This window comes from Rhodopirellula sp. J20-39, from assembly GCF_057365095.1.
Window position 1 is genome coordinate 7,461,131 of record NZ_CP195123.1, and the last position, 26,228, is coordinate 7,487,358.

Consider the following 26,228-nt stretch of genomic DNA (forward strand, 5'->3'; position numbering starts at 1 on the left):
TGCCACCTCAGATTCATGACAAAGCGTCCTTTTTTCATCGCATGCCTTATCGGCTGCCTAGCTTTCGCGGTCGTCACCAGCGTCGAAGTCGCCTCCCAGACACCTCCATCGGGCGACAAAGTCGCCAGCAACGACTCCGCGCCCAATCGCGTCCCACCGCAGTCCGCTGACAAGGAAAAAGACAAGGACGATCAATCTCGCAACAAGGACGGCAAGAATGGTCGTTCACGAGATGGTGGTGATCGCCGAGATGGTGGTGATCGCCGGGAAGGTGGCGATCGCCGGGATCATGATGGTGATGGGAAACGCGGCCCTGGCGGAAAGCCTTCCGGCAGCGAAATCATGTTCGGGCTTCTTCGCTCATCTAAGGTTCAATCGGAACTGAATTTGGTACCCGACCAAGTGGAACGATTGAGGGACCTGGAACGGCAACTGCGACACCAACAACGTGAACAATCGGATTTGAAGCGTGGTGACGACAGCGATCGAGAATTTGACTTCCGAAACGCCAGCGACGAAGAACGAGCAAAGCTCTTTCAGAAAATCCAAAGCCGGCGAGAAGAACAGCGCAACCGCCTTGTCGAAGTGCTTCAGCCTAAACAAGTCGAACGGCTCGAACAGATTGCCATTCAAGTTCACGGTCCAATGGCACTCGGTGCGCCGAAAGTCCAAAAGGAACTCGCATTAACCGAAGTTCAAATTGACAAGCTCAAGCAAATCCGCCGCGTCCAAGACGAAAAGATGCGAAAGAGCTTCCAAGAGATGCGACAAGCTGGACCTCGCCAAGACTTCCACGGCAAGATGCAAGACATCCGCACCGAAATTGAATCCATGATGATGGACGTCCTCGATGCGAATCAAAAAGAGCAGTTCGAGTCTCTTAAAGGCGAAGCGTTTGATGTCAGTTCGCTACTAAAGGGCCCTCGTGGCGACTCTCGGTCGCGGCGTGGTCGCGGCGACGACCCACGCCGTTAGCCAACAAGTGCTCTCCGAAGGCTGTTCACGCCAAAGCTTCGTTCTGACTTAACATCCCCGCGAGTTGCTTGGCCAACGCATTGACAGCAGGTTCCTGCAGCATGTGAGCGTGGTCACCTGGCACGGTCACTACTTGCACTCCCTCGGTCACCGCTCGCCAACCCAACAACGGATCATCGAACAACGGATTGGTTCGATCCTGATCCTCCGGTCGGAACAGATGCACTTCACCATCGTAGGGCTCCGCAACGTATTCATGAACCGCTTTCACGTTCGCCTGGAAGACTCCAAAGACGTGCATCGCATTATTCGCCGCTAGGTTCTCGGCATCCAATTCTTCCGGAACGATGCCCGCCTGGGCCGCTCGATCAACGAAAAATTGAAGTTGTTCGGCGGGTGGCTTTTGACGGATCGCCTCCAGGTCCAAGTTAGCGGCCCCTGGAAATAGCGCCGACAACAGCGGCAAGAAGTCTTCTTCTCGCAATTCCGTTTCAGGTGACAACAAACCCGAATCAAGAAGAGCGACGATGCCAACGGATCGCCCACGAATTCGCAATTGGCGAGCCACTTCAAAAGCGATGTTTCCGCCGAGCGACCATCCTGCCAAATGAACCTTTCCGCTAGGTTGTTGTTCCGAAATCACACGGGCGTAATGCGCCGCCATCTCCGCTAGCGTTTCATGCGGTGGCCGATTTCCATCGATCCCATGTGCCTGCAATCCATAGATCGCTCGATCGTTCGATGAGTCTTCAGCTGACAAGAAATGGGCCAATTCTCGGTAGCAAAATACCGTGCCACCGGCCGGATGAATGCAGAACAACGGTGCTGACTTCGATGTCGTGGACGATTTCACAGCCGCGGCGGACAAAGGAACCAAGGTTGAACTGATGGAAGCCAACTCCGGTTGATCAATCAACTCGGCAAGGTGAGCAATCGTTGCATCCTGGAACAATGCCACCAACGGCAGACGTTCGCCCAGCTTCTTTTCAACCTCGCTGGTCATTCGCACGGCCAACATGCTGTGACCGCCTAATTCAAAGAAATCGTCTCGCACGCCAATCGGATGCGCATCCAAGAGCTCTTCCCAGATCTCAACGAGGACTTTCTGTGTAGGTGTGCTGGCGGCCTCAAAGTCTCCCGCCCACGCAGGTCGGCCCGATGGACGCGGTAACGCATCGCGATCGATCTTCCCATTGGTTGTTCGAGGCAATTCATCCATCAGCACAAAGGCCGATGGAACCATGTAGCTAGGCAACCGTTCAAGCAGCTCGTCTCGCAGATGCTTGGTAAACCGACGTGACACCTCAGAAGCCGCCGGGTCGTTTGCAAAGCGGTCGGCCGGTTCAATATCCAGCATCACCGGCTTGCCTTGCTCAGCCGCATCAATCGCCGCTTCCAGATCGGCGACGGTTTGCCCCTGCCCCATGGACTGAATCAACTGCCAAGCTTTGATCTCTTCGGCGGCTCGCTCGCAAGCCAGCTTCGTTTCATATTGTGTTGCTTGAATTTGCTCTAAGACATCATCTGAAACAGGCTCGTCAACTCGCATCACCACGTCGTATCGAAACTGGCTCAACTCGTTATTCGCATCCGCCGCCTTCAATAAAATTTTTGCTTCACGCAAACGCGGGTGAATCTCCGTAAGCTGGTCAAACCAACGTGGATCAATCAGCAACTCCTCTTCGTGTTCAATTCGTGAAGCAACATGATGCTTCAGTTCCGATATCGGTAAAGTGGATTCAGCTCGCGCTCGTTCCACCGCGGCCGCCATCACATCTTGCAGCAATAAATTTCGGATGTCACCGAGAAATAGATACCCACCGGGCTCGATGAACTCAATCGCATCGTGCAACACTCGCTGCAGGTAAGTCAGCGACGGAAAGTACTGCACAACCGAATTAAGCACTAAGCAATCAAACGATTCGCGTTTCGTGGAATCGCCAAGTAAGTGCGAAAAATCATCAGCGTTGGATTGGTGTAGCCTGACCTTGGACTTCAATTCCGGCTTACGTTGCAATTCCACCCGGATGTTGTCTAGCGATGATTCCAACAAGTCGGAACCCACATACGACTGACAATGCTCGGCCACCCGTAACAATAACAAACCTGTTCCGCATCCAATTTCAAGAACACGATCGGTGTTGAGCGACACAATGCGGCTGACCGCTCCGTCGGCCCACTCCCGCATTTCGGCGGTCGGAATCGGTTGTCCCGTGAACGTGCTGATCCAGCCGGTGACGTTAAAGGCCGTATCCAGCACGGGCGGGGCGAGACGGTGGGTTTGTTCAAACAAATTGTGCCACTGCGAAACGTGATCACGTTCTGACGCATTGATCCAATCAACGTCAAATGCTTCCTGTTCGGCCACCACATAAGCAACCAACTGCGAACTTTCATCATCGGATCGTTCCACAACCGCAGCCAGCCGAACGGCGGGCAACGTTTCTAGAACCGACGCGATTTCGCCCGGCTCGATCCGATAACCACGCACACTAACCTGATCATCAGCGCGTCCGACAAATTCCATCTCACCACTGGGCAACCAACGACCTAAATCACCGGTCCGATACATTCTCGCTCGGTCCAGATCCGGATACGGCGGGGCCGCAAACGGGTCGTCAACAAAAACTTCATCCGTCAATTCGGGAGCGTTCAGATAGCCACGCCCGACCCCGGCACCACCAATGTAGATCTCGCCCGTCACGCCGATCGGCAACGGTTGACGGTGCCCATCCAAGACGTACATCCGCATGTTTCGCATGGGACGTCCAATCGGCGGCTTCTCGTTTTCCCACTTCCGATGCAGCGGCATCATGCTGCAACCAACACTGACTTCAGTTGGACCATAACCATTGAAAACGCGGCGTTTCGCATTCGTCCAACGACGTCCAAGTTCTCCGGTCAACTTGTCGCCTGCCGAAGCGATGGTTCGCAAATTGGGGACATCTTGCGGGTTCAACATCGCCAACAATGCTGGCGGGAACTTTGCAACGGTGATCTTCGAATCGTTTAAAAACTGACTAAGCGTTGTCGGATCCAACAACGTTGACTGGTCCACCGGTACGCACGTGCCGCCACTCGAAAGCGAGTAAAAGATTTCTGAAACTGCTCCGTCGAACGCCGGCGAAAAGCTGAACAAGAAGCGATCGTCCCGGCACACTTCCATCCGTTCGATCTGACCACGAATGAAGTTCGTGATCGTTCGGTGTTCGATCTGGACTCCCTTTGGCTTCCCAGTCGATCCCGAAGTAAAAATCACGTACGCGCGATCGGTCGACTTAACATCGGGCCATGCGGTCTTCTGCTCCGGTTCACCGGCATGCGTTTCTAGCCACTTCGAATCGATAACTGCAAACGCGTCGACGTCGTCAACGACCTGATCCAGACGCAATTGCGGCGCGTCCATGTTCGTTGGCACAAAGCTCCCACCTGCTTTCAACACGCCAAGAACAACCGCGATCAAATCAAACGATCGTGGTAGACGAAGCACCACGGCCGATTCGGGTTGTATCCCTTCGCCCAATAAATGCTGAGCGATTTGCTCCGCGCGGCGAATCAGTTGTTCAAAGGTAAACTCTTTCCCATCATCGACTACGGCAACTTTGTTAGGCCGGCTTGTCGCTTGCTCCTCAACCAACTCGTGCAGCAGTTGCGTTCCATCCTCGGAAACCAAAGTGTCGTTAAAAACGTTCACAACCTGTTCGAACTGATCACTGGACAACATCGGAAGCCGTTCTGTTTTCGCTTCCGGCGTCGCCACCGCCGCTTCCAAAATCGTCCGGTAGGACTCGATCATTCGCTGGATCGTCGTGCTGTCCAACAAGGTCGAACGGTACTCGACATGTCCAATCAAGCGATGGTCTTCTTCCCACAAGAAGAACGTCAGGTCATATTTCGCCGTTCCGTTATCGACCAAGATTGGATCAACCTGCAAACTCGCCTCGCGTCCCAAATCACGAGCCAACTTATGGTCACGCGGCAAGTTTTGCATCACCAATGCGGCTTGAAAGATGGGTGAAAAACTTCGATCTCGAGTCGGCGCGAACTCCTCAACCAATCGTTCGAAAGGCACCTCGGCATTCTCGTGAGCCTGCAATGTCGTGGTGTGAATTTGCTGAACCAACTCGGCAAATGTTGGCGATTCCTTTAAGTCGATTCGCAGTGGCAGCGTGTTGACAAAGAAGCCGATCAACGGCTCGATTTCAGGATGAACACGTCCTGCTGAAGCCGTCCCCAAAACCAATTCATCCTGGCGACAACTGCGTGATAACAAAACCGCTTCGGCTGCCATCAAGACCACAAAAGGAGTCGTTCGCAATTGAATTGCGAGTTCATTGACGCCTTTCGTCAGCTCGCTGGATAATTCAAATTCGACTGTGGCCCCAATGAAATCCTGAATCGCCGGGCGATGTCGGTCTACCGGTAAGTCCAGCACCGCCGGCGCATCACCAAGTTGTCCACGCCAATAATCCATTTGCGAATCAATGCGGTCGCCCGAGAGACGCTCGTTTTGCCAGTGCGCAAAATCAGCGTACTGAATCGTAAGCGGTGACAAATCCGCTTTCTCGCCGATCACAAAGGCTTCATACGCGAGCGTCAATTCTCGCAACATCACGATCATCGACCAACCGTCCGAAACGATGTGGTGCATCACCAGTAAGACGACATGGTGATCTTCACCCAGTTGGTAAACCGTCACCCGCAACAGCGGTCCATTTTCAAGATCGAAAGGCGCCCGCCCGGCAACTCGCATGCGGCTCTTTAGATCGGCTTCCGCATCGTTTGACGACGAAAGATCAACCCAATTGCAGCGCACCGGCATCGACGCGTGCACATGACGAAACGGCGTTCCATCGGAAAGATGGTAGGTCGTCCGCAACGACTCATGACGTTCCACAACGGTTTGGACAGCGCGTTCGAATGCTTCTTGCTTCAACGGTCCACGCAATCGCGCAGCCAGCGGCATGTTGTAGAACGGATCGTCTTTGGCGATCTGGTCGACAAACCACAATCGTTTTTCCGCACCTGATAGCTCGGCCGCCGCATCTGCAGGTCGCACCGGAATCTCGGCCGTGAGGCTTCCGCCTCGCTCCAAGATCATCTTCTCCAACAAAGCCCGTTTGGCAGGAGATAATTGGGCTAGGCGTTTCTCGAGGTCGGACATGTTTGGCCATCCGGCGGGGTAGTCGTCGGGAAAGCAGCTGTGCAGCCGCACGTTTCACCCGCGTTGTGTCCCATCGAATCGTCTGAGCAGCCGACTGCGGCGGGGACTTCATCAATTCCGGGTGAACCCACCGCCAATTGTGTTTCCAAGTACTGCACCAACTGTTCGCGATGCGTTTCTTGGTATTGGGTCGGATCAGCCTGGCCTTTGAAATCCAGAGCGCGAATCAGAGGTAGATCGCCCGGATGTTTGCCAATTCGCCAATCATTTTCCAAGGATTCGGAAATGTGATGTTCGGCAAGCATTCGCCCGCGACACATACGACGAATCCGCGGGTGCAGATAAGCATCGTCGTAGCCCTTGGCGGCATCTGGATCGCGTTCTTTGTTGAACAAATCGCCATCGAACTCACCGTACTCCATCGTAATAATGTAGTAGTGAGCATTTTTGGCGAAGTCACTGTCTTGGATGTAGTCCACCGCAAGATTGGCAAAATACTCCGCTTGTCCGGTTTCGTCGTCCACCACCAAGCAATCACCTAGAAATCCAGGTTGGTGCATCAAGCCAGCAGCCGAACTGACCTGTTCGGTAATCTTTTCAGCAATATTGTGTGACGTCGCTTCGAAGCAATCTCGCGGCCAGGGCGTGCCCAGAACGCGTTCGGTGACGATGTTGAAAAGACTTGCGGTGTTAAAACGAAAGCCGTGCAGCACACTGCTCATCGTCTTCTTCAGATCGCGAATTTGTGTGATTGTGCCAGCGTAAAAGACACCAGGCAGGTTCGTCGATTCCCAACCGCTGGTCATCGCCGGCAACCGATCTTCGCAAGCCATGTCCGGTTGGCAATCGGCATCGAAGAATGTCGGATCCCACTGAAAACCGGTACAGCAAAGCACACGGTCGTAAGCCAAAACCGCTCGTTGATCTTCCGCATGCGTAAAGCGAATGCGCACGTGGTACTCATCCCCGACCTTCTCGATACACTCGACCTCTGCATCAAGAACCGAGTTTTGGCCTTTCAGGATATAGGTATCTAGAAAGTCGTTGTTGACCGCACGAAGGTGGCCAAAGAAGTGCGTCTGCCACGCCATCTTAATGGGATTGGGGCTGCACAAATGCGTCACTCGCGTGGCCGCGATCAAATGATTTGCCGTCTCGAACGCCGAGTTCCCCTTGCCCAAGATCAAAACTTTTTGACCGGCAAAATCATCGGGATCCAACGACATATCCATGTAGTTTTCAGCCAGCTCGATGCCTGGGATGTTGGGCACATAAGGCTTTTGCACGCCTACGGCAACGATCAGACAACGGACATGGTATGTCGTTCCGTGATGATCTTGGACCACATAACCTTCGCCAACATTATCCGCCTTTCGGACGGACGTGACGTTGGTGTTGTACTGAATACTCAGATCAAAACGTTCGACAAAGTCACGCGTGTACTTGGCGTACTCTTCCGTGGTTGGAAAATATTCCTTGGAATAATTTGTCATCGCCATGTCATCATCATCACATAGCAACGAGTTCCAGTCGTAACGAAGCTGAGTAGCGCGATCGGTATAACCGGTATGAATCTTGTTGATCGACAGCAACTTACCGTGGCGTGGGTACTTCTCTAAAAAAGTGCCCGGTCGATCAGCGGCTTCTAAGATCAAGTGGCTGCAACCGGCCTTCTTCATGAAGTAGCCCAGTTGGATACCCGCAGGGCCGGCACCAATGATCAGAAAATCAAGTTCAACAGGAGATTGTGATTCGCTCATGAATCTTGCTCGAGAGCTTTAAGGGCTTCGTCGTCGGAAAGTGAGTCGAGCTGGCTTAGCAGATCGGATATTTCATCCGCCTGAGTGTCAGCTTGGTTTTGAACAATAGCTTCCGCTAAGGCCGATATCGTCGGTCGCTGATAAATTTCGCTGAGTTGCAGTTGGACTTGGAACCGTTCACGCAATCGAGCGAACAATTGTGCCGCCATCAATGAGTTGCCGCCTAGGTCAAAGAAGTGATCGTGGCGGCCCACGGATTCCACTTCCAAGATCTCACACCAAGCTTCCGCCAAGGTTTTTTCAATCGGTGTTTGCGGCGGTTCGCTGGTTGCCCCCACGTCTTCGCCCACATTGGCAGGCAACGCTTTGTAATCGGTCTTACCAGCAGGTGTTTGCGGCAACTGATCCATTAAATGAATCGTTACTGGAATCATGTAGGCTGGAAGCCGGTCGCTCAAATCCTGCTTCAAGGCGTCGACGGTTAACGGATCGCCTTGATGATCTTGGGACACACCGCAATAGGCCTCAAAATTGTCATAACCCGATTGGTTCTGACGCAGCACGACCGCGGCCCGTGCTACACCATCGCATTGTTGGATCGCGGCCTCGATTTCATCCAGTTCAACACGGAAACCACGGATTTTGACTTGTCGGTCATTGCGAGCGAGAAACTCGTATTGACCATCTGGCCGTAGTCGGACTTGATCGCCGGTTCGATAAAAGCGATCCTTATCAATCCGAACAAAGCGTTCGGAAGTCTGTTCCTCGTTTCGGAAATAACCGCGAGCAACGCCCTGCCCACCGATCCACAATTCACCGGTGACACCAATCGGTGTTTCCAAATGATTGCGATCTAGCACTCGGCATACGGTTTCGCGAATCGGAGTTCCAATTGTGATCGAATTCGGATCTAAGATGCGTTGCATCGTCGACCAAACCGTTGTTTCGGTCGGTCCGTAAACGTTCCATAGCGATTGATTGGTCGATAACAACTCGCTGGCAACATCATGCATCAACGGTTCACCACCGCACAACAAAGTCAGCTTGGCACCGGGACGCCAACCCGTCGACAGCAACATTCGAAACGCCGATGGAGTTGATTGCACGTGTGTGCAATCGGATTGTTCAATTAGCTCAGCGACGGCTTCTGGAGCATCGCTAATTTGATGGGCGGTGATGCGAACACCGCCACCGCACCAAATCGGCAGGAACATTTCCAACACCGAAATATCAAACGTGACCGTCGTGACTGCCAACATGGTGTCATCGGCGGAGAACGCAGGTTGTTCCGCGAACGATGCTAACAAATTGGAAACACTGCCCTGCTCGATCGCCACGCCCTTAGGCACGCCAGTTGAGCCAGACGTGTACATCACGTAAGCCAGATCGTCAGTTTTTCCGCCAACATCAACCGAAGTCGGTTTGTTGAAAGATTCCCCGCCGCTTAGCAACGAATCCCACATCGCCGAATCAATCAACAACTTGGGTTGAGCATCGTCAAGAATCTGCTGGCGTCGCTGGCGGGGCATGGATTCCGTCAATGGAACGTAACCGGCCCGTGCTTTCCAAACCGCCAAGATCGCGACGATTAAGTCCAGCGAACGAGGCATCTCGATGGCAATCAAGTCACCTGGCTGGATCCCTTGATCAATGAGTGCCGCGGCGACCCGATTCGTTGATGAATCCAAGTCCGCGTAGCTTAACGAAGCTTGATCATCCGTAATCGCAATCGCACTAGGACGAAGGCTGGCATGTTCGGAAAGTCGATCGATTAACATCGCTAGAGTATCGGCCGGCTTCGCTTGCGAATCGGTGTGAACCGGCAATGAGATGGCAAGTTCGGATACGGAACCGCGGCACTCAGGGTTGCCTGCGATCCATTCCAATGATCGCTGCAAGTCATTCAAAATTCGTTCCGCGGCGTCGTGGTCAATTGACCGACCGGCGATCAACGTCAATTCAGTCGCTTGCGAAGGTTCGACGACCAATGCGAGATCGTATGCCGTCACGTCGGAGTAATCCGCTTTGACTGTCCGCACCGAAGTTTTCCCTAACTGCTTGAGCGACTTCATCGCCGGCTGATAGAGAAACATGATCTGCGACAGTGGCATTCGCAGTCCGGTACGATCGACATCGACGGCCCCCAACACCTGCTGAAACGGCACGTCGGCATGATCAAGGTCAGCCAACAAACGATCTCGTGAAGCCACCATCGCGTCGCAGAGACTTGCGAGTGGTTCGACAGTCGCGCGATAGGCAATGGGATTCACGAAACAACCGACCGTTCGATTCAGCCCCTTCGCCGGGCGATACGAAGTCGGAACCGTGATCACGAAATCATCACTGTCGCCGTATCGAGCTAACACACTCTGGAACACGGTCAGGTAAACCATCGAAGCGGTCACGCCGTGCTGCGTTGCAATCCGTTCAATCTGTTTCCCAAGATCGTCAGGCACCTCGGTGTGAAAGACCTTCGCCGTCACATCCTGACTGGATTCGTGTCGAGGAAGATTAAACTCTTGCGATACGCCTTCGAGACGCTGTTGCCAGTATTCCACACCCGAGTCGAACATCGCTTGTCGCGGCTCGCTTTGATCCCAAGCGGCATAGTCGACATACGAAGTCGCTTCCGCGTTGTCCGTCGGTGCAGAATCCGAATTTAAGATCGCCTGCAAATCGGCCAGCAAAACTTCAACGCTTGATGCGTCACAAATCATATGGTGGAACCGCAAATCAATTCGGCTTGATTGCGAATCACTTTGCGTAAGCTTGACTTGAAACAGTTCGTCACTTCCGGCAGGTTCATTCGCATTGGTACGAACAATCGTTCGCGACGACTCATCATTAGGCGAAGCAATCATTTGCCACACGTCACCGTCCTGTTCGACGACTCGGGTGCGCAACATCGGATGTTGAATTACCAACGAGTCGATTGCCGCTTGCAGAGCTTCAACTTCGATATGACCGTCTAGCTCAATCGATACCGGCACATAAACAAACGCGTCGGTCTGTCCCAATTGATCCAACAACCAGAACCGGCGTTGAGCATGGGATAGCGGATAGGCCTTACCCGATTGAAGCGACGTTTGCGGAATGGTGACCAGCGAATTGGAAGTACCGGATTGTTCATCCAATGCCTTCGCGAATTCCGCGAGTGTGCTGTGCCGAAATGCCGTCGTGATTGACAGTTCGGTTTGGAGGTCCGCTGCGACCTCGGTCAACATTTCACCCACCAACAGCGATCCGCCACCAAGGTGAAAGAAGTCGTCTTGGCGACCAATGTCATCCACGTTGAGCAACCGCGACCAAATCTTAGCGACGCGTTTTTCCGTCTCGGTAATCGGCGGCGATGAAGCTTTGGAATCTTGTTTCGTCACTCCGGAAGCTTCCCAGCGGGCCACTTCCGTTAGTTCGCCATTCAAGAAGGCCTGCTTCGTGTCGTTTCGACGCAGCTTCCCGGACGAAGTCTTGTGCAAACTTCCCGATCGCACCAACACGACCGTGTGCGGTGTCACATGCGTTTGATCCAGTACCGATGCCACAATTTCAGGCAGCAACTCTTCGGCTGAAAATTTTCTAGGACGCCACAGTTCTTGGACGATCACGAGTTCCTCGCTATCCCCCGTGTCCATCGAAAATGCCGTTCCGGTATCAGGTCGGAACGCTTCGCTGACGGACTGAACAACCTCTTCCACATCGTGCGGATACAAATTCCGGCCGGCAACGATGATGAGTTCTTTCAGCCGCCCGGTGACGATCAATTCGCCGTCGATGCGTGTCCCAAGATCGCCAGTGCGCAGGTACTCGCGAGAATCTTCACCTTCGATGCGTGCGTGGAACGTTCGCTCAGTGGCTTCCTTGTCGTTCCAATACCCCAACGCCACCGAATCGCCACGCACCCAGATTTCGCCGACACGCCCATCGGGTACGCGAAGGCAAGTTTGCGGGTCGACGATCTCGAAAGACATCGAATCGACCGGTACTCCGGAACTGACTAACTCGAGCGTATTGACCGGATCCGAGCCACCTGATTCGGCGACCGTTTCGACCACTCCGCTTTGCAGTTTGGTCGAGTCGACGACGAACGAACGAAAGAGTGATTCCAACGGGGTTCCGGTCGCGACCACGGTCGTTTCCGCCATCCCGAAAGCCGGACAAAAGGACTCGGGTGCAAAACCAAAGCGAGAAAACTTTTCCGTGAATCGTCGTAGCGTTGACGCTCGCACAGGCTCAGCACCCGCGATGGCAACCTTCCACGAACTCAAGTCCAATTCGGCTGCTTCGCAATCTGCATCGCTGATGCGCCGCACGCAAAGCTCGTATCCAAAGTTGGGAGATCCGTTGCTGGAACCGTTGTAGTGATCAATGCACTTGAGCCACAACAACGGGTCACGCACAAAGTCGACTGGTGAGATTACAACCGTTTCCACACCACGGAAAATCGGCACAAAGATGCCACCAATCAATCCCATGTCGTGATAGGGTGGAACCCACTGGACACTGTTTGCGCCTTCGAAGTGATAGTGTTCGATGACAGCATTTAGATTGCTAAGCAACACCCGGTGCGAAAGTATCACGCCGCGTGGATTCCCAGTCGATCCCGATGTGTATTGCAAGACGGCGACGTCGTCCGTGCTAGGCAACACACCATCCCAATCTTCGGCGGCCTGTGCATCCACTTCGTCAACGGCGATCGCCATCTCATCAGGCATGCCCCACAACGGCAGCAATGAGTCTCCGATAATCGAGCGTGAGCTCAACATGCACTTCGCACCCGCGTTGGCGATCATCGCTTGAAGACGAGGCAAGGTTTGTTGCAAACGCAACATTTGCGGAGGATAGACCGGCACCGCGATGGCCCGCGCGTACAAACATCCAAAGAGCGATGCAGCGTAATCCACGCCAGGCTCTTGAACGACCAAGACAGGATGCCCCGATCCTCCGCGTCTTTGAATTTCAGCAGCAATGGCGCAAGCGCGTCGGTCTAATTGCTCGAATGTCAGCCGATCGTGCGTTCCCGGCTGTCCGGTTACATGTGTGAAAGCTGGCTGCGTGGCGGTCTCGTTTTTCGCATAGTGCAAACAATACTCGACCAGCGTCGGCAACTGGATGGCGGAAAAGTCACCTCGATCGATCTTCGCCGAGGTTGTGTTTGACCGCGAACCTGAAAGGAATTGGCCCAAGGACTTCGTTGCGATCGAATCGGACCGCAACGGCGCAGTTTTTCCAGCCACATGAACCGGCGGCTGCATACCGCGAGTTTCGTGATTGTCGCTACTTCGATCAGTGGTGATTTCGTATTCCACAGTTTTGCTTCGAATGGATCCTTTTCCTAATCCCCCTAACCCACATCAAATCAGTGTAGCCCGCAGACTCACATGCGAGAGTGGGGGGCAATCTCATCCACCAGTAATGGCAGTCTATCGTTTGTCGCGATTACAAGGGTTATATGCAATACGGGCCTCCCTGGCGGTCATTCAACCAACCACTGGGCAACCTGAACCGTATGGCCCAGAATCTTAGGTCACGCAAATTGACAGCGCCTCTATTTCCTTACCAGTTTTAGATCGCATCCAATCCAAGGAATCGGACACCATGAAATCAACGACGCACACACTTCCCGTCCTGCTGCTGCTATTCCTCGCCAGTGTCACCCAGGCTCAAGGTGAACAAAAACCCAGCGTTTCGTCTGATTCCGCGAACAAAGTTGCGGGCATCGATCAGTCGTTATTCAGCGAAACGGTCAAACCAGGCGAGAATTTTTATCTGTACGCCAACCAGAAATGGCTCGACGAAACCCCGATTCCTGCTGACAAAGCCGACTACGGCATTTTCACAGTGCTGGATGATGCCACCCGTGAACAGGTCCGAAAACTGATCGATCAGGCTGCTGCAGAGAACGCTCCGTCAGGTACGCCGGCTCAAAAAGTCGGCGACATGTACCGATCCGTTTTGGATGTTGCCGCTCGCAATCAAGCTGGCATCACTCCCATCGAACCATTGCTGAAAAAGGTCGACGCCATCGAAACGCAAGCGGATCTGGCCTCGGCAATCGGTTGGCTGGCTCAGCGTGGCATTTACGGCCCGATGGCAGCCTACGTCAGTGTCGATGCGAAAAACAGCGATCAATACATCGTCTACCTCACCCAGTCCGGACTCACCCTGCCCGACCGCGACTACTATCTCGAAGACGACCAACGCTACGCCACTTTACGAGACGAACTGCAAACCTACGTCACCGACATGCTGACGGAACTGAAAACGGACGATCCCGAGGCGGCCGCGAAACAGGTTTTCACGATTGAAAAAGAAATCGCTCAACGCCAATGGACGAAGACTGAAAACCGCGATCCGGAAAAGACCTACAACCTGAAGACCATCGCCGAAGTCGACGAACTGGTCGCTGAGTTCCCCACTCAAAACACGCTCGACGCTGCTGGCCTATCTGACCAGGAAAACTTGGTCGTTCGCCAGCCAAGCTATTTCAAAGCCCTCGACGAAGTTCTCACCGAGCAACCCGTTGCGGCGTGGAAAAACTACTTGAAGTTTCAAATCATCGACGGATACGCCTCGTCGCTGACCGAGGACTTGGAACGTCGACACTTTGAATTCCATGGAAAAGCTGTTTCAGGAACCGATGAACAACAACCCATGTGGAAGCGGGCCGTCGATGCGACCGGCAGCGTATTGGGCGAGGTCGTCGGGCAACTTTACGTCGAAAAGCATTTCACCCCCAAAGCCAAGGCTCGAATGAATGAGCTGGTCGAAAACCTGAAGCGAGCCTTTGCCCAACGCATTGAGTCACGCGAATGGATGAGCAAGGGCACTCAAAAACAGGCTCTCCAAAAGCTGGCTAAGTTCACCACCAAAATCGGCTACCCCGATGAATGGAAAGACTACTCCAATTTGACGATCGTCAAAGGATCGCCCGCGACCAACATGATCGCCGCGGCACAATTCGAGTACCACCGCGACCTCAATAAGCTAGGCGGTCCAATTGATCGCAATGAGTGGCACATGACGCCACAAACGATCAATGCCTACTACAACCCAACGATGAACGAGATCGTGTTCCCCGCCGCGATCCTACAACCTCCGTTTTTCAATATGGCTGCCGATGACGCGGTCAACTATGGAGGCATTGGTGCTGTCATCGGTCACGAACTTAGCCACGGCTTCGACGACAAAGGAAGCAAGTACGATGGTGACGGGAACCTTCGAAATTGGTGGACACCAACGGATCGCGAAGAGTTCGAAAAGCGAGCATCTGGATTGGTTGACCAGTACAACGAATTCAAACCGTTCGACGACATGAACGTCAACGGTGAACTGACGCTGGGTGAAAACATCGGCGACCTCGGTGGTCTATCTGTCTCGTACGCGGCCTACAAGCTGTCGCTGGACGGCAAGGACGGACCCGTGATCGACGACCTGACCGGCGACCAACGCTTCTTCTTGGGTTGGTCACAAATTTGGCGTCGTTTGTACCGTGAACAAGAGCTTCGCAAGCGTCTAATCACTGACCCGCACAGCCCTAGCGAATCCCGCGTCAATGGAATCGTTCGCAACATGGATGCTTGGTACGAAGCGTTCAACATTGGCGAAGACGCCCCGCTTTACCTCGCTCCTGATGATCGCATCCGGATCTGGTAACCCATCAAGCTGTTCGCTTTCGCGATCCAGGCGAGTGACCTAACGGTGACTCGCCTGGTCGGCGCGGTCCTGCCAAAACTGGCGAGCGGCTCGGATGAATGGTGCATAAGCAGCCAAGTCGCGATTGCGATGCGATTTCAACTCCGCTTCGTAATCAGCCAGCCAAGTTTGAAAAAACTTGACGCTGCGTTTCGAAATCCGAGGTTTCCCGTCGACTTCGAAATACCAAGGCGCCGTAGTCGCCGCCCGAAAGTGGCCCTCGTACAACGTGACCACTCGGATCAACGCCCAACCCGATTGATCGACGCGAATGGGTTTTAGTCGTCCACCGGCTTTCGCAAACTCATCCAACTTGGATGTCGTGTGCACCATGCCGTTGTAAATCACCTCCAGGTACTCTACTGGGTCCTGAACCGTGATGGTCAGTTCCGGTGTTAGCTGCAATTCGTCGCCGGCTCCAAGTTCGAAAACGTGACCAGGTAAATACCCATTCAGCTTCGGCTGTAACAACGGTCCGTTGGTCACAAAGCTTTCCCCGCGCCATGCGCCGTCCCACCACTTTTGTTGTTCGGTGGTTGCCTGTCCCACTGCGGGCTGTCCGCTTGAGTTGCTTTGATTCTCAAGTTCATCGTTCCGCGCCGCCATTCGATTGGCCAACGCACGCTCATAGGATGACGATTCGTTTGCTTGAGTCGCAACGTACAACCGGTTGTAACCCACCGGATGATCTCTTGCTTCATCACCGGTGCCCGCCAGCGGTGCGATGCGGAATCCGGCACCCAGCATTTCCCAATAGATCTGTTCAGCTTCCCGGCCCAACGATCGGTTGTCCGGTAACATCTCGCCCGGATAAGGTCGACCGGAACTTGGACGCGATACGGTAGCATCCAACCTCAACCAGTCTCCCAGCACAAAACAGCCATCAACTTGTTGGCTAGCCAAGTAAACCGGCAACGGCCATGTAAACGGATTCTCGATCGCAATCTTAGTATCAGCGCTCGAACCTAGCAGAGCTTCACGGCCGGCGTCTCGTCGACTCAAAGTAATCTTCTTCACTTCATCCAGTGCAGCGAAATCAGCATCAGCACGTGAATTTGGCTCAGCATCTCCTTGTTGCGCGCTATCTTGCTTAGCATCACCAGTCGAATAGAACGCCAGTCCACCCTTCACTTCCACCGATGTCGGCTCACCGCCTTCCTCTAATGCCACCTTCAACATTTCGCCTGACAAGCGGCGAGGAAGATCGTCGTCCGACTTCGGTACCAAGCAATCCCCACTCGTCCAGCCCAGCTCGCTCATGTCGAGAATCCGGGGAAGCGAAACCACGTGCTCGTCCACACTAGTCTTCTCGATCACGAAATCCCCGCGAATCACCCGGTACTCCGGTCCTCGCGTTACACGAAACTGGTAAGGCCCCTCCTTCAAGTTCAGTTTGACTGAGTCTTCCAAAATGAACCCGAACGACGTCCCGATTGTGCCCCGAGCAGGCAGGGGACGCACCACGCGGATGTTATCGCGGCGGGAGTTTCGAGCTTTCGCTCGCGGCGAAACCAGCGTCGGTCGCGTCAGCTCCACTCGAGCCGAAATGGGCTCGCCACTCGCCTCATCAACGACACGCAATGTCAAGGTTCCCTCGGCGGCTTGCCCCGGCTGAGCCGCAAGGATTAACCAAGCAACCGCAAGCATTACACCGGCGGTCGCGAGCATCGCCCAAGAAACACGACAGCACCGAAATACCGATCCCAATGCCTCGCTTAGCGGCGTCCAGCGTCCACCTTCGACAACAGACCTATCGGTAATTGGTTTGTCGTTTGCTACAGTCTTAGCAAACGCATGAAAGCTGCCAAATTGACACGCAACTACTCTTTTTTGAACATTCACCGTGGCTGAAGACCTTTATCAAACCCTCGAGGTTTCTCGCGACGCGGACAAGTCCGCATTGCAAAAAGCCTATCGCAAACTGGCGCGCAAGTACCACCCGGACATGAACCCGGACGACAAAGCGGCCCAAGAAAAGTTCAAACGTGTCCAAGAAGCCTATGAAGTCCTAAGCGACGAGCAAAAACGCGCTGCTTACGACCGCTACGGCAGCGATTTCGAGAAAATCCGTGGCGGTTATCAACCGGGTGCCGGCGGAGGTGGCGGACCATCCTTTGACGGCTTGGACCTGGAACAAATCTTCGGAGCTGCCGGACGGGGTGGCGGCGGAGCAGGTGGAGGGCCTGGATTCGAGAACGGTTTCAACGACTTCTTCGAACAAATCCTCGGTGGTGGCGCCTCACCGGGCGGTGGAGGCAGTCCCTTCGGTGGCGGTCGGCGATCGCAACCTGCACCACCGCAACGGGGAGCCAACACGCGTTACGAGCTATCGATTCCGTTTGAAAAAGCGGTTCTCGGCGGCAAGGCAGAGTTCTATCCCACCGGGACCGGAAAGAACGAGAAACTTTCAGTCACGATCCCAGCCGGGGTCGAAGAGGGTGCCAAGATTCGGCTTCGCGGCCAAGGCCAACAGGTCCCCGGCGGCGAGCCAGGCGATTTGATCTTGATCATCAAGATCGATGAACATGCCTTTTTTGATCGAGTTGGGCGAAATCTTGAAGTCAAACTGCCGATCACGGTGGGCGAAGCGGCAATGGGTGCCAAGGTCGATGTTCCCACCCCGAAAGGCACCGTGACGCTCTCGATACCAGCGGGTAGCCGCAGCGGAAAGCGATTGCGGCTCAAAGGCCAAGGCATTCAGTTCAGCTCCGGTAACCCAGGTGATCTGATCGTCGAGCTGCAGATTCAATTGCCCGAAGAACTTTCCGAGTCGGCAATCGAATTGATCAAGCAGTTTGAAGAAGCTCAAGACTTTGAACCTCGAAACGATCTGAAGTTCTAAGTCGCACTCAATCGAACACGTCATCGAAACCCAGGCTGCCAGTGCACCCTGGGTTTTGTTTTGTCTATCGATTTCGCCGTTTTCAACGACTCAAGAACAAGCGTTTGGACAAGGTCCGTGGTGGCCGGACTGTGGCTTCCGTTTGGTCGTCCTCACCGGTAACGCCATTCCCAGCGGTGCTGTCGCTATCGAATTCATTGGTTTCGACTACTTCGATGCCAAACACCTTCGCATTTTGTTCCGTCACCAAGAAGCGGAGGGTGAGCTGCTGGCTCGTACCGGCGGCTAAGTCGCCAACCGTCCAGCGTCCAGTAACCGGGTCAAAATTGGCTGAAGCCGGATCCACATCCGTCAAACTAAGCCCATCGGGGATATCAATTTCCACAACCACACCGGTCGCATCGGAAATCGGCCGATCAGCCAACGCCGCGGTCTGCACCAGCGTACTCGCCGAACCGTTCTGGACCGTTACCACCAACTGCACGGTATCGCCGAGGACGATTTCTTCCGGGCTGACGACCGCTGACACGCTTACGTCCACCACACGAGGAACCGCAGTCACATCCGTCAAATCGTCTTCTCCAACAACTCCATTTCCAGCAACACTGTCCGGATCAAACTGGTCCGCCAGAATAATTTCCGCCGTGTTGGTCAACGTATCCGGCGAACTCACGCGTCCGCTCACCTGCAACGTAGCACTCTGGCCCACTTCAAGTTGATCGAGCGTCCAACGATTAGTGGATTCGTTGTAATCACCACGCAACGCGATAATCTCGACATCGGTTAGACCCGCAGGCACCGATTCAGAAATCACAATTCCTGTTGCAACGTCTGGACCGTCGTTACGAATCGTGACCAAAAACTGAACCGTCTCGTTTCGGTCGGGCGTCGCGTTACTCACGCTACTGGTCAGCGAAAGATCAGCCCGCGGCAACGTAATGGTCACCGCGGCATAGTCATCCTCACCCGCCCCATTGCCAGGTGTGCTGTCCCGATCCGGCTGATCGGCATCAATGATTTCAGCGATATTCACAATCCCTTCGGCCAAGATCACATCGAGATTGTCGACATTGGGGCTCACTGTTGCCCGCAGGATGAGCGTGGTTGAACTGCCCGCAGCAAGTTCCGGAATCGTCCAACGACCGGTCTGTTGGTTGTAAGTTCCATCGTCGGCACTGAAGGAAGCAAAGGTCAAACCGCTGGGCAATGGATCGGCGACGACAATCCCCGTGGCGGTGCTGGGGCCATCATTGCGAACGGTGACTACGTACTCGATGGTCTCGTTGACATTCGGCCGGGTATCACTGACACCCTTCGTCAACGCGAGGTCAATCAATTGTGGCGTGAACTCCACTGAGGCTTCGTCATCCTCACCCGCTCGATTTCCCGGCGTGCTGTCCGGGTCACGCTGCGATGATGCCGTGATTTCCGCAAAGTTGGTGCGGACCACTGGATCACTAGTATTGTTGTCGTCAAAGTCGACGGTGGCGGTAATGTCCAAAGTCGCCGATCCACCTGCGGCGAGCGTTGGAATTCGCCAGACCCCATCGCTAACACTAAAGCTTCCCGTCGCGGTTTGCGAACGAACGTTCGTTAGCCCAAACGGCAGCGAGTCGGTCACTTCGATGTCCTCAGCCGCATCAGGCCCATCGTTGCGAATGGTCAACGTGAACGTGACATCGTCCCCCACATTGGGCGTGTTGTCATTGACGCTCTTAGTCAACGACAAATCCGCACTCGCTGGCGTGATCGATACCGACGCGGCATCGTCTTCGCCGTTATCAAATCCATTCCCCGGCGTGCTGTCGCGATCGAATTGATCCGCTTCGATCACCTCAGCAACATTGGTAATCGTTTCCTCGTTGCCAACAGTACCGCGTATAACCAGTTCACTGGAATCACCGCTCGCTAGGGTACCGACCGTCCAACGTCCCGTTGATGACGAATAGGCAGCCGACGGCGTTGCTGACGAAAACTGAAACCCGCTGGGCAACGAGTCTGCCACGACCACACCGGTCGCAGTATCGGGGCCTGAATTCGTTACCGTTAACGTGAAAGAGACCTCGCTACCAACCGCCGGCCTTGCGACCGAAGCGACTTTCGCAAGCGACAAATCGATGATGGGCGTCGTCAATTGGTCGCTATCTTGATCATCTTCGGACAAAAGATTGTTGTCTGGTGTCGAATCGGGATCGTCTTGGTCAACTTCGATCAACTCGGCGACGTTGGTAAACGTTCCCGATTCATTTACGTCCGCATTGATTTGCAGCGTCATGGATTGCCCAACGCCCAGCGAAGGGATCGACCATAAACCTGTACTGGACACGTAGACTCCCGACGCGTCACTCTGGCTATCGGATCGATATGCCAATCCATCGGGAAGCAAATCACGGATTACCAGGTTCGTCGCGACATCAGGCCCAGCGTTGGAGACAACGATTTCAAACCGAGCGGTTTCACCGACGTTGGGCGACGGAGTTAACGTGGTCTTATCAATCGAAATGTCCGCGATGGGAACTCGCACACTGGCCGCATCCTGATCGTCTTCATCGGGATCGTTATTGCCTGGCGTGCTATTGAGATCGAACTGGTCGACCGAAATCACTTCGGCCGTGTTCACGAGATCACCCTCGGGCAAATTGGTGAGACTGTTGATTCGGGCGTCCAGGAAAAGCTGCGTGGAATCACCTGCAGCCAGCGAAGGAATCGTCCAACGCCGAGTCGAAGTCACATACGTTCCCGATTCGGGAAGGCTGTCAACGATGGAAATCGCCGTTGGTATCGTTTCGCCGATGACAATATTCGTTGCCGTGTCTGGCCCCGAATTGGTAACCGTGATCGTATAACGAAATGTTTCACCAACCCGTGGCGTGGCGATATCAACGACTTTGTCCAAAGACAGGTTGATCGCTTGAGCTTGAACGGATGCACTCGCTTGATCGTCTTCCCCCTCAACCGAATTTCCAGGCGTGCTATCGGTATCGGGAAGGGTTGCCGAGATAATTTCGGCAACGTTGTCGATCGAGCCCGCAACCGTACTGATCAAGACGATCGAAAGAGTGGACGATTCATCATTGGCAAGTCCCGGGACACTCCATTGCCCTGTCACTTCGCTATAGACGCCGATAGTTGCGTTCGCGCGTACAAACGTCGCTCCGCTGGGAATCGGATCGGAAACAATGAACTGGCCTGACGGATCGGGGCCATCGTTACGTGCCGTGATCGTGAACGTTACCTCTTCGCCCACACTGGATTGCGTGCTGTCGCTCGTTTTTGCGAGAGACAAATCTGCACGTGCAGGAACGACCGTTACACTGGTTTGATCATCTTCGCTCGCGACGGAATTGCCTGGCGTGCTATCCGTATCGAATTCGTTGGCTGCCGTTACTTGTGCAGTGTTGACGATCGAGTCGAAAATCGCAATTCGATTTGGGTTGAGTATGACGTCGATTTCAAGGGTGCGAGTCTCGCCAGCGGCGACGTTACCCACGTTCCAAATCCCGGTCGACGAAGAGTATACCTGGCCCGCGGTACTGGACTGAAAAGTCACTCCATCGGGCAGGCTATCTTGCACCATCACCCCTGTGGCGTCGCTCGAACTGGTGTTGGTAAGCGTCAGTGTGTAGGTGAACGTTTCCTCCGGTCCGGGACGTGTGGAGCTCACCTCACTGCTCAACTGCAAATCAATCGTCACCGGTGTCACAATGACGGAAGCGTAATCGTCCTCGGTCGTGTTCCCATTGCCCGGCGTGCTATCAGAATCGACCTGATCCGACGATATAATTTCGACAACATTGGTCTTGCTTCCCGCGTTCTGGACGGCAGCGACGAGGGTCAAGACAACCGGACTGCTGGTCCCGCTATCAACCGGCACGGAAGGCATTGACCAGATCCCTGTGCTAAAATCGTAATCCCCCAGCGTGGCCGAATCACTCACATAGGTCAGCCCCGTTGGCAGGACATCGCGAACATTCACGTTGGTTGCTGGATCGGGTCCCTCGTTATTCAAGGTGATCGTGAACGTAACGTTGTCACCCACCGTCGCGGCGCCACCGGAGATCGCTTTGGTGACCGACAAGTCAGCGACTTGTGTTTCAAAGGTCGCGTCGTCTTGATCATCCTCGTCCAAATCGTCGTTATTAGGCGTGCTGTTCGTATCGCGTTGATCGGCCGCAATCACTTCCGCCACGTTGGTGAAGCTACCGGACTGATTCACCAGCACCATTAATTCCAAGGTTGCCTGCTCACCCGATGCCAGCGATGGAATTGTCCAACGACGATTCCCGGTATTAAATGTACCCGTTGACGGCAAATTGCCTGTCAACACCAACCCACTGGGCAACGTCTCTTCCACAATCACATTGGTAGCCGTATCCGCGCCGGTGTTAGACAGAACGATCTGATACGTCACGGTATCGCCTACGTTAGGACGGACATTGGAAACCGTCTTATCAAGCGATAGGTTGATCTGCGTTGCTGTTACACTTGCCGTTGCTTGGTCATCCTCGTCGGGATCGCCATTGTCCGGCGTGCTGTCGGTGTCAAACTGTTGCACCGCCGTCACTTCCGCGGTGTTGGTCTGTGTGGTTTCGGATGTCAAAACACCCGTTATTGAAAGCGTTGCTGTTGCTCCCATCGGCAGAGATGCGATCGACCACTCGCCGCTTGTCGGACTGAATGTCCCCAGCGAAGGCTGATCGCTCTGAAAGGTGATTCCTGACGGGAGTGTGTCCGTGACAACGATTCCCGTCGCTGTGTCTTGACCGTCATTGACGAGCGTCAACGTGAACGTAACCGGTTGATTGAAAGTGGCGTCGGTTGTCACTAATTCCTTGGTCAGTCTTAAATCTACCGACTCAAAATTGCTGAAGTCAGCAACGGCAATCTCATTGGACCCCAACGTGACAAACTGATTTGCCAACGCGTCATAGTCTGGTCCACCCTGGATCTCGATTTCAATCGCACCAATCTGCGTGAAATCAGCACCACCACCTGATGTAGTGACAAAGTCATCGAAGTCAATGAACTCCGTGATGGTTGGTCGTGTTGTCGACCGCTGGATATCCAAAGTCGCCGTGCTGACTCCGATATTGCCATCACTATTGGGATCGGAATAAATCCGTACCAATGCGATCCCATCGGGAATGACGGAATTCATTGCCAGACCAATGCCGGATGCCTGTCCACCTTGTGTCAAATCAAAATTGTTTAGCCCCGTCGCTTCGATCGTTTCCGGCGCGTCACCGTTTCCGTCATAGATCACACTCCGCCGACCATCTCCCAGCCCATCGGAACTGATCTTCAAAAGGTCAGAGCTATTGGTATCGTTCACCGTGATTTCGATCGTACCATCGGTGCTGGTTAGATTCACCAACAAGTCTCTCGCCCCGCCCAAAACGTCAACACTGGCTTGGGTCGACGTCGACGGATTCCCATCGTTGGTATCGTCAGCAACCGATTGCGAATCCTGGTCGAAACCATCGATAGTGCGAATCACCTGACCACCAGCCTGGGTGGACGTGATCGTGATTGGGTCTGAAACGAATCGTTGCAAGGTCCGCCCGTCGATTGTCTGGGCCGGCTGCACCACGTAGTACTGTCCCGCCGGCAGCCGTTCGAACGAGTAGCTTCCCGATGCGTCGGTCGTTGTCATCCGCAGTTCGGTATCGCCGGCCCCCGGCTCAAACTGGTCATCCCCGTCACCTAAATACAAATCCAGGACGGCTCCCTCGACAGCCTCGCCTGCGGTAAACCCGTCGCCGGAAAAGTCGTCGTAGACCAGTCCGGTCAGGTTGGCTAGATCAGACGCGACAGCAAGCAATCGCCTTCCTTCCAGCGGTTCCAACATCAATCGGCGCCGAGTTTGACGTGACGATCGGCTTTGAACGTTGGAAAGCGAGCGGCGTTGAGCCACTTGGTTTGAACGAAGTCTTCGGAATCCCATCTAGACCTTCTCCTGCGACCTAAACCCTAGAACATCGCCAGGAAAGATACGCAGAGAAGAAGAGATAGGGAAGATGAGAGGTTTTACGACAAATGACAAAAGCCCGCGTTGTAGCCTGTCGCCCACGCAGTTTCAGCCTGTTTTCGCAACGGGAAAATGGTCCACCTGACCGTGGCTAATCCGGTGGCACGCATTCCAAGGTCGCTTACCAACGACACACCATTCCGAAGTGCCCCACCAGTCCGACTCAGCGACGGCAGTCCGACTCAACGACGGATCGATTGCTTCACTGTCGCTGGGTTAGCGCCGCGTTCCGCTAGATAGTCAATTGTCGCCTGGTATTCGCCCGCCGAAAGATTGGGTACATGAAAACGCAATGTCCGTGATTCTCCTGGCAACAACCAAGTGTGGAATCCCGCTTCCCGGACGACCGGAACCTCATTCCCTCGTGAAACGCTTAAGGACAAGTGCGGCGCAACATGTTGTGTCCCCTCATTATGAACGGGGATCTGCAGAACGCCGGTCGCGGTTTCGTCCCACTGAAGCTCGCCGAGGGAAATTTCCGCGGCTTCCGGCCGATCCTGATTTAGCATCGCAACGGGCAATCGCAACGTTGCCGATGTCGCAATCGCATCGGATTTTGCGACCAAACGGAGCTCGCCATATTGGTTGCCCTCGTTCTTGGACCTGCCGTTCATCATCACCATGACGTTGCGTTTCGCACCCGCGGCGAGAGTGATCTGGGCCGGCCGAATCTTCAACCAAGACGCCGGTTTCCCACCTTGATCCTGCGCAACCAAGTGCATGGTCACGACATCCCCGCCGTGATTCTGAAGCGATAAGGGGACGATACGATTGCCACCACGCAAGGTGGATAATTCAACCGCCGACGGTTCAACCCGAATGGACTTCAAGATTCTCGCCGTCACACTCCGTTGAGCCTGAAAGTCGTACTCACCGACCGTGATCGGAACGGACTCATCATGAACGACTGACCGACCATCCAGTACGACGATCTGCAGTTGATACTTGCCGGGATACACTGGATCAGGAACACGAGTCGTCAGCGTTACCTGACTTTGCGGAAGCAAGACGACTTCGGTCCGTTTCGGCTCAGGCTGGTTCATGCGAGCAGGAACGCCCAACGGTACATCGTCCACCACGATGTTCCCCGTTTCATCCAACAGCCGAGCCTTTGCCTGCAATCGACGCCCTGCATCATGGGTGTTCCACAACAAAGCATTGACCTCCGCAAAGCCATTGCGATCGATGAGTCTAGCCGAAGTCAGACGTAGATCTCCCGTCACGGCATTGGGCTGACGAATGTCGGCTTCAAGACGCAATAGATACCGGGTTACGAATCGGATTCCAACCGTTCGTTCGCCGCTCTGACGAGGCAACGGCTGCTCGGCCAAGTCGGTGATCAACAGACCAACACTGACAAACTGCCCCCGGTCTCGAGCCAGTGTCCAAGTGCCTTCGATTTCTCGCTGTTCACCGGCTCGCAAACGGATTCGCGATTGCGTCTGCAAACGTACCGAATCATTGCGATCAAGGGTGTCCGCCGCAGTAATTTTGCCGTCACGATGCTGCTTCAGCGACACCGGTTGCACAAGCAGGTCCACTGGCTTGGTGCTACTGTGCAATTGAAATTTGAAACGCACCGTTTGCCCTGGTCTCGCCTGGCACTCAAAGACCAATGGGTCGATGCGAAACGTCGGCCGAAACTGCCCATCGATCTCCGTCATTCCCGAACGCGATGCGGGCGACTGTCCCTGAATGGGCACGGCCATGAACGCCATCGAAATCGTGACAAGCAACATCGAGACGCTACGATTGAACTTCATTTTC

Annotated in this window: 9 protein-coding genes; 3 read left to right on the forward strand and 6 right to left on the reverse strand. The window is 54.2% G+C overall.

Features of this window, described 5'->3' with window-relative positions:
- The first annotated feature begins 15 nt into the window (after positions 1–15).
- Positions 16–975: a hypothetical protein gene (locus ACR3ZL_RS27015; protein WP_473649988.1), complete on the forward strand. Its 960-nt coding sequence runs from the start codon at positions 16–18 to the stop codon at positions 973–975.
- A 25-nt stretch (positions 976–1,000) separates the two neighbouring features.
- Here the strand turns inward: ACR3ZL_RS27015 and ACR3ZL_RS27020 are convergent, their stop codons facing one another.
- From ACR3ZL_RS27020 to ACR3ZL_RS27030, 3 genes are read right to left on the reverse strand one after another with little or no spacing between them, the layout of a single operon-like run.
- Positions 1,001–6,139, reverse strand: coding sequence for an amino acid adenylation domain-containing protein (locus ACR3ZL_RS27020; RefSeq protein ID WP_473649987.1), 5,139 nt, complete (start codon positions 6,137–6,139; stop codon positions 1,001–1,003).
- Complete coding sequence (locus ACR3ZL_RS27025; RefSeq protein ID WP_473649986.1) at positions 6,115–7,899, reverse strand: NAD(P)-binding domain-containing protein; 1,785 nt, start codon at positions 7,897–7,899, stop codon at positions 6,115–6,117. Before ACR3ZL_RS27025 ends, ACR3ZL_RS27020 begins: the two co-directional genes overlap by 25 nt.
- Positions 7,896–13,205: an amino acid adenylation domain-containing protein gene (locus ACR3ZL_RS27030; RefSeq protein WP_486173112.1), complete on the reverse strand. Its 5,310-nt coding sequence runs from the start codon at positions 13,203–13,205 to the stop codon at positions 7,896–7,898. Before ACR3ZL_RS27030 ends, ACR3ZL_RS27025 begins: the two co-directional genes overlap by 4 nt.
- Before the next feature lie 289 nt (positions 13,206–13,494).
- On the opposite strand from ACR3ZL_RS27030, the gene ACR3ZL_RS27035 reads away from it, so the two are divergent.
- A complete protein-coding gene (locus tag ACR3ZL_RS27035; RefSeq protein WP_473649984.1) occupies positions 13,495–15,552 on the forward strand; it encodes a M13 family metallopeptidase in 2,058 nt (685 codons plus the stop codon).
- A 39-nt stretch (positions 15,553–15,591) separates the two neighbouring features.
- Here the strand turns inward: ACR3ZL_RS27035 and ACR3ZL_RS27040 are convergent, their stop codons facing one another.
- Entirely contained in the window at positions 15,592–17,433 is a 1,842-nt protein-coding gene (locus ACR3ZL_RS27040; protein ID WP_473649983.1) for a CehA/McbA family metallohydrolase domain-containing protein, read from the reverse strand.
- A gap of 1 nt (position 17,434) precedes the next feature.
- On the opposite strand from ACR3ZL_RS27040, the gene ACR3ZL_RS27045 reads away from it, so the two are divergent.
- Complete coding sequence (locus ACR3ZL_RS27045) at positions 17,435–18,433, forward strand: DnaJ C-terminal domain-containing protein (RefSeq protein WP_473649982.1); 999 nt, start codon at positions 17,435–17,437, stop codon at positions 18,431–18,433.
- An 82-nt stretch (positions 18,434–18,515) separates the two neighbouring features.
- Here the strand turns inward: ACR3ZL_RS27045 and ACR3ZL_RS27050 are convergent, their stop codons facing one another.
- Together ACR3ZL_RS27050 and ACR3ZL_RS27055 are read right to left on the reverse strand one after the other, a co-directional pair.
- On the reverse strand, positions 18,516–24,377 hold the full coding sequence (locus ACR3ZL_RS27050) for a DUF11 domain-containing protein (protein WP_486173113.1): 5,862 nt from the start codon (positions 24,375–24,377) through the stop codon (positions 18,516–18,518).
- A gap of 266 nt (positions 24,378–24,643) precedes the next feature.
- On the reverse strand, positions 24,644–26,224 hold the full coding sequence (locus ACR3ZL_RS27055; protein WP_486173114.1) for a COG1470 family protein: 1,581 nt from the start codon (positions 26,222–26,224) through the stop codon (positions 24,644–24,646).
- Between the last annotated feature and the right edge of the window lie 4 nt (positions 26,225–26,228).